Origin of the sequence: Streptomyces sp. NPDC059142, assembly GCF_042755665.1 — a bacterium.
In the GTDB taxonomy this organism is placed as follows: domain Bacteria; phylum Actinomycetota; class Actinomycetes; order Streptomycetales; family Streptomycetaceae; genus Streptomyces.
The window spans coordinates 1-5,387 of sequence record NZ_JBHZDA010000103.1 but is presented as its reverse complement, the minus strand read 5'-3'; the positions used below and the strand labels follow the sequence as shown (position 1 = coordinate 5,387).

Annotated in this window: 2 protein-coding genes; one reads left to right on the top strand and one right to left on the bottom strand. The window is 71.5% G+C overall.

Annotated features, from left to right (window positions below; all coding sequences use genetic code 11):
• Positions 1-109 precede the first annotated feature (109 nt).
• Positions 110-2,389 carry an FdhF/YdeP family oxidoreductase gene (locus ACFXPK_RS27715; RefSeq protein ID WP_385007257.1) on the bottom strand — a complete coding sequence of 760 codons (2,280 nt, stop codon included), beginning with the start codon at positions 2,387-2,389 and terminating at the stop codon, positions 110-112.
• 141 nt (positions 2,390-2,530) lie between these two features.
• Here ACFXPK_RS27715 and polA point away from each other — a divergent pair, with 141 nt between their 5' ends.
• Positions 2,531-5,239 carry a DNA polymerase I gene (gene polA, locus ACFXPK_RS27710; RefSeq protein ID WP_385079692.1) on the top strand — a complete coding sequence of 903 codons (2,709 nt, stop codon included), beginning with the start codon at positions 2,531-2,533 and terminating at the stop codon, positions 5,237-5,239.
• The last annotated feature ends 148 nt before the right edge of the window (positions 5,240-5,387 follow it).

Here is a 5,387-nt window from a genome sequence, read left to right as displayed (position 1 = left end):
CTCCGTCCGCCACCCGTGTGTCGCGCCCGGGGGGGGGGGGGGGCGCGCCGGGGGGGGCCCGCCCCGCCCCCGCCGGGCCCCCCTCCGGGCCGCCCGGCCGGGGCGGCTCCTACTCGAAGCGCACGACGACGGACTTGCTCGCCGGGGTGTTGCTCGTGTCGGCCGTGGAGCCCAGGGGGACCAGCACATTGGTCTCCGGGTAGTACGCGGCGGCGCAGCCGCGGGCGGTGGGGTAGTGGACGACGCGGAAGCCGGGGGCGCGGCGTTCGACGCCGTCGGTCCATTCGCTGACGAGGTCGGTGTACGAGCCGTCGGCCAGGCCGAGTTCGGCGGCGTCCTCGGGGTTGACCAGGACGATCCTGCGGCCGCCCTTGATGCCGCGGTAGCGGTCGTCGAGGCCGTAGATCGTGGTGTTGTACTGGTCGTGGGAGCGCAGGGTCTGGAGGAGGAGCCGGCCTTCGGGGAGTTTCGGGTACTCGACGGGGGCGGCGGTGAAGTTGGCCTTGCCGGTGGCGGTGGGGAAGCGGCGTTCGTCGCGGGGGGCGTGGGGGAGGGCGAAGCCGCCGGGGCGGGCGACGCGGGCGTTGAAGTCCTCGAAGCCGGGGACGACGCGGGCTATCCGGTCGCGGATGGTGGCGTAGTCCTTCTCGAACTCCTCCCAGGGGGTGAGGGAGGCGGGGCCGAGGGTGGCGCGGGCGAGGCGGGCGACGATGGCCGGTTCGGAGAGCAGGTGGGGGCCGGCGGGCGGCAGGTTGCCGCGGGAGGCGTGGACCATGCCCATGGAGTCCTCGACGGTGACGATCTGCCGTCCGCCCGCCTGGATGTCCTTGTCGGTGCGGCCGAGGGTGGGCAGGATCAGCGCGCGGGCGCCGGTGACGACGTGGGAGCGGTTGAGTTTGGTCGAGACGTGGACGGTGAGGCTCGCGCGGCGCATGGCGGCTTCGGTGACGAGGGTGTCGGGGGTGGCGGCGACGAAGTTGCCGCCCATCGCGAAGAAGACCTTGGCCTTGCCGTCGCGGAGCGCCTCGATGGACCGTACGACGTCGTAGCCGTGGTGGCGTGGTGAGGTGATGCCGAACTCGCGGTCGAGGGCGTCGAGGAAGGCGGGTGCGGGCCGTTCGAAGATGCCCATGGTGCGGTCGCCCTGCACGTTGGAGTGGCCGCGGACGGGGCAGACGCCGGCGCCGGGGCGGCCGATGTTGCCGCGCAGCAGGAGGAAGTTGACGACTTCGCGGATGGTGGGCACGGAGTGTTTGTGCTGGGTGAGGCCCATGGCCCAGCAGACGATGGTGCGCTTCGAGGCGAGGACGAGGGCGAGGGCCTGTTCGATCTCGGCACGGGTGAGGCCGGTGGCGGTGAGGGTCTGGTCCCAGTCGGCTTCTCGTGCGGCGGTGGTGAACTCCTCGTACCCGTGGGTGTGTTCGCGGACGAACTCCTCGTCGACGGCGCCGGGGGTCTCGACGATCAGCTTGTTGAGCAGGCGGAAGAGGGCCTGGTCGCCGCCGATGCGGATCTGGAGGAAGAGGTCGTTGAGGGCGGCGCCCTTGAGCATGCCCTGGGGGGTCTGCGGGTTCTTGAACCGTTCGGTGCCGGCCTCGGGCAGCGGGTTCACCGAGATGATCTTCGCGCCGGCGGCTTTGGCCTTCTCCAGGGCGGAGAGCATCCGGGGGTGGTTGGTGCCCGGGTTCTGTCCGGCGACGATGATCAGGTCGGCCTGGTGCATGTCTTCGAGGGAGACGCTGCCCTTGCCGATGCCGATGGTCTCCGAGAGGGCGGAGCCGGAGGACTCGTGGCACATGTTGGAGCAGTCGGGCAGGTTGTTCGTGCCGTACTCGCGGGCGAAGAGCTGGAGCAGGAAGGCGGCTTCGTTGCTGGTGCGGCCCGAGGTGTAGAAGAGGGCTTCGTCGGGGGAGCCGAGCGCGGTCAGCTCTTCGGCGATGATCGCGAAGGCCCGTTCCCAGGTCACCGGGGTGTAGTGGTCGGCCGAGCGGCCGTCGGCGTCCCGGTCGAGGAGCATCGGTTCGGTGATCCGGCCCTGCTGTCCCAGCCAGTAGCCGCTGCGGGTGGCGAGGTCGGCGACGGGGTGGGCGGCGAAGAACGCGGGGGTGACCCGGCGCAGGGTGGCCTCTTCCGCGACGGCCTTGGCGCCGTTCTCGCAGAATTCCGCGGTGTGCCGGTGGTCGCCCTCGGGCCAGGCGCAGCCGGGGCAGTCGAAGCCGTTCTTCTGGTTGACCTTGAGGAGGGTCTGCGCGGTGCGCCGTACGCCCATCTGCTGTTGGGCTATGCGGAGGGTGTGGGCGATGGCGGGGAGTCCCGCCGCCGCGTGTTTGGGCGGCGCGACCTGGGGCGCGTCCTGGACCGGATCACCTGTGGGCGGCTTGCTGGCCATCGCGCTCTCCCTCGGGCGTGGGCTTTTCGTACGGTCCGATCCTGTCACGGGCCGTCGGCGACCGTGGTGGGAGGGCCCGGAGGGCGGGGCGGCGGGTGCGGCCGGTCGGGATTGTCAGTGGGGCGTGGCAGGATCGGACCCGTGGCTGAGACAGCATCGAAGAAGACCGCAGACAACCGTCCACGCCTGCTCCTCATGGACGGGCACTCCTTGGCGTACCGGGCGTTCTTCGCGCTGCCCGCGGAGAATTTCACGACGGCGACGGGGCAGCCGACCAACGCCATCTACGGCTTCGCGTCGATGCTGGCGAACACGTTGCGTGACGAGTCGCCGACGCATTTCGCGGTGGCGTTCGACGTGTCCCGCAAGACGTGGCGTTCCGAGGAGTTCCCCGAGTACAAGGCGAACCGTTCGAAGACGCCCGACGAGTTCAAGGGGCAGGTCGAGCTGATCGGTGAGCTGCTGGACGCGATGCGCGCGGACCGGTTCGCGATCGACGGCTTCGAGGCGGACGACGTCATCGCGACGCTGGCGACGCAGGCGGAGGCGGCGGGCTTCGAGGTGCTGATCGTCACCGGTGACCGGGACTCGTTCCAGCTCATCGGTGAGCACACGACGGTGCTGTATCCGACGAAGGGTGTCTCGGAGCTGACGCGGTTCACTCCGGAGAAGGTCCAGGAGAAGTACGGGCTGACGCCGGCGCAGTATCCGGATTTCGCGGCCCTGCGCGGCGACCCGTCCGACAATCTTCCCGGTATTCCGGGGGTCGGTGAGAAGACGGCCGCCAAGTGGATCAACCAGTTCGGTTCGTTCGACGCGCTGGTGGAGCGTGCGGACGAGGTCAAGGGCAAGGCGGGGCAGAACTTCCGCGACCACCTGGAGTCGGTGAAGCTCAACCGCCGGCTCACGGAGATGGTCCGTGATGTCGAGCTGCCGAAGACTCCGGAGGAGCTGGAGCGCGCGCCGTACGACCGGGCGGCGCTCCTGGGCGTTCTCGACGTGCTGGAGATCCGTAACCCGAGCCTGCGCGAGCGGTTGCTCGCGGTGGACCCGGGGGCCGCGGAGGACGAGGCTCCGGCGCCCGCGGCGGGGGTGGAGCTGGACGGCGCGGTGCTGGGCTCCGGTGAGCTGGCCCCGTGGCTGGCGGCCCACGGCGAGCAGCCGCTGGGTGTCGCCACCGCGGACACCTGGGCGCTGGGCACGGGCAGTGTCACCGAGGTCGCGCTCGCCGCGGCGGACGGGGCGGCTGCCTGGTTCGACCCGACGCAGCTCGACGAGGCCGACGAGCGGGCCTTCGCGGGCTGGCTGGACGCGGCGGACCGCCCCAAGGTGATGCACAACGCGAAGGGCGTGATGCGGGTCGCGCCCGAGCACGGCTGGCGGGTCGGCGGCGTCACGATGGACACGGCTCTGGCCGCCTATCTGGTGAAGCCGGGCCGCCGTTCCTTCGCGCTGGACGCCCTCGCGATCGAGTATCTGGGCCGTGAGCTGGCGCCCGCGGCCTCGGACGGGCAGCTCGCCTTCGGTACGGACGAACAGGCGGAGGCCGACGCGCTGATGGCGCAGGCCCGCGCGGTCCTCGACCTGGGCGGCGCGTTCACCGAGCGTCTCGGCGAGGTCGGCGCCACCGAGCTGCTCGACGAGGTCGAGCTGCCCACCTCCGTGCTGCTGGCCCGGCTGGAGCGGCACGGCATCGCGGCGGACCGGGCGCATCTGGAGGCCATGGAGCAGCAGTTCGCGGGCGCGGTGCAGCAGGCCGTCAAGGAGGCGCACGCCGCCGTCGGCCACGAGTTCAACCTGGGCTCGCCCAAGCAGCTCCAGGAAGTCCTCTTCGGTGAGCTGGGCCTGCCCAGAACCAAGAAGACCAAGACCGGTTTCACCACGGACGCCGACGCGCTGGCCTGGCTCGCCGCCCAGACCGAGCACGAGCTGCCGGTGATCATGCTGCGCCACCGGGAGCAGGCGAAGCTGCGGGTCACGGTCGAGGGGCTGATCAAGACGATCGCCGCCGACGGCCGGATCCACACCACGTTCAACCAGACGGTGGCGGCCACCGGCCGGCTCTCCTCCACGGACCCGAACCTGCAGAACATCCCGGTCCGTACCGACGAGGGCCGGGCGATCCGCCGCGGCTTCGTCGTCGGCGAGGGGTACGAGTCGCTGATGACGGCGGACTACAGCCAGATCGAGCTGCGGGTGATGGCCCACCTCTCCGAGGACGCGGGCCTGATCGAGGCGTTCACCTCCGGCGAGGACCTGCACACCACGGTCGCCTCCCAGGTGTTCGGGGTGGAGAAGTCCGCGGTCGACCCGGAGATGCGCCGCAAGATCAAGGCGATGTCGTACGGACTGGCCTACGGTCTCTCGGCGTTCGGCCTCTCCCAGCAGCTCAACATCGAGGCGGCCGAGGCGCGCGGCCTGATGGACACGTTCTTCGAACGGTTCGGCGGCGTACGGGACTATCTGCACCGCGCGGTCGTGGAGGCCAGGGCCACGGGCTACACGGAGACGATGCTGGGCCGGCGCCGCTACCTCCCCGACCTGAACAGCGACAACCGCCAGCGCCGTGAGATGGCCGAGCGGATGGCGCTCAACGCGCCCATCCAGGGCACCGCCGCGGACATCGTGAAGGTCGCGATGCTCAGGGTCGACCGGGCGATGGAACAGGCCGGTCTCACCTCCCGGATGCTCCTCCAGGTCCATGACGAAATCGTCCTGGAGATCGCCCCGGGCGAGCGGGAGCGGGTGGAGGAGCTGCTGCGCCGCGAGATGGCGGGCGCGGTCGAGCTGCGCGCCCCGCTGGACGTCTCGATCGGTGTGGGCGCCGACTGGGAGTCCGCGGCGCACTGACTCGCGGCGCGCCCCACCGCTGTCGGGCCACCGCTGTCCGGCCATCGGTTTCCGGCCGATGGCCCCCCCCCCCCGCCCGCGCCCCCCCCCCCCCCGCCCCCCGCGCCGCGCCCCCGCGGGGGCGCGGGGGGCGGGGGCGGGCGGGCGC

Bases quoted from the DNA above. Each gene is read 5' to 3' on its own strand.
- ACFXPK_RS27715 (WP_385007257.1), bottom strand. From the start codon at position 2,389: ATGGCCAGCAAGCCGCCCACAGGTGATCCGGTCCAGGACGCGCCCCAG.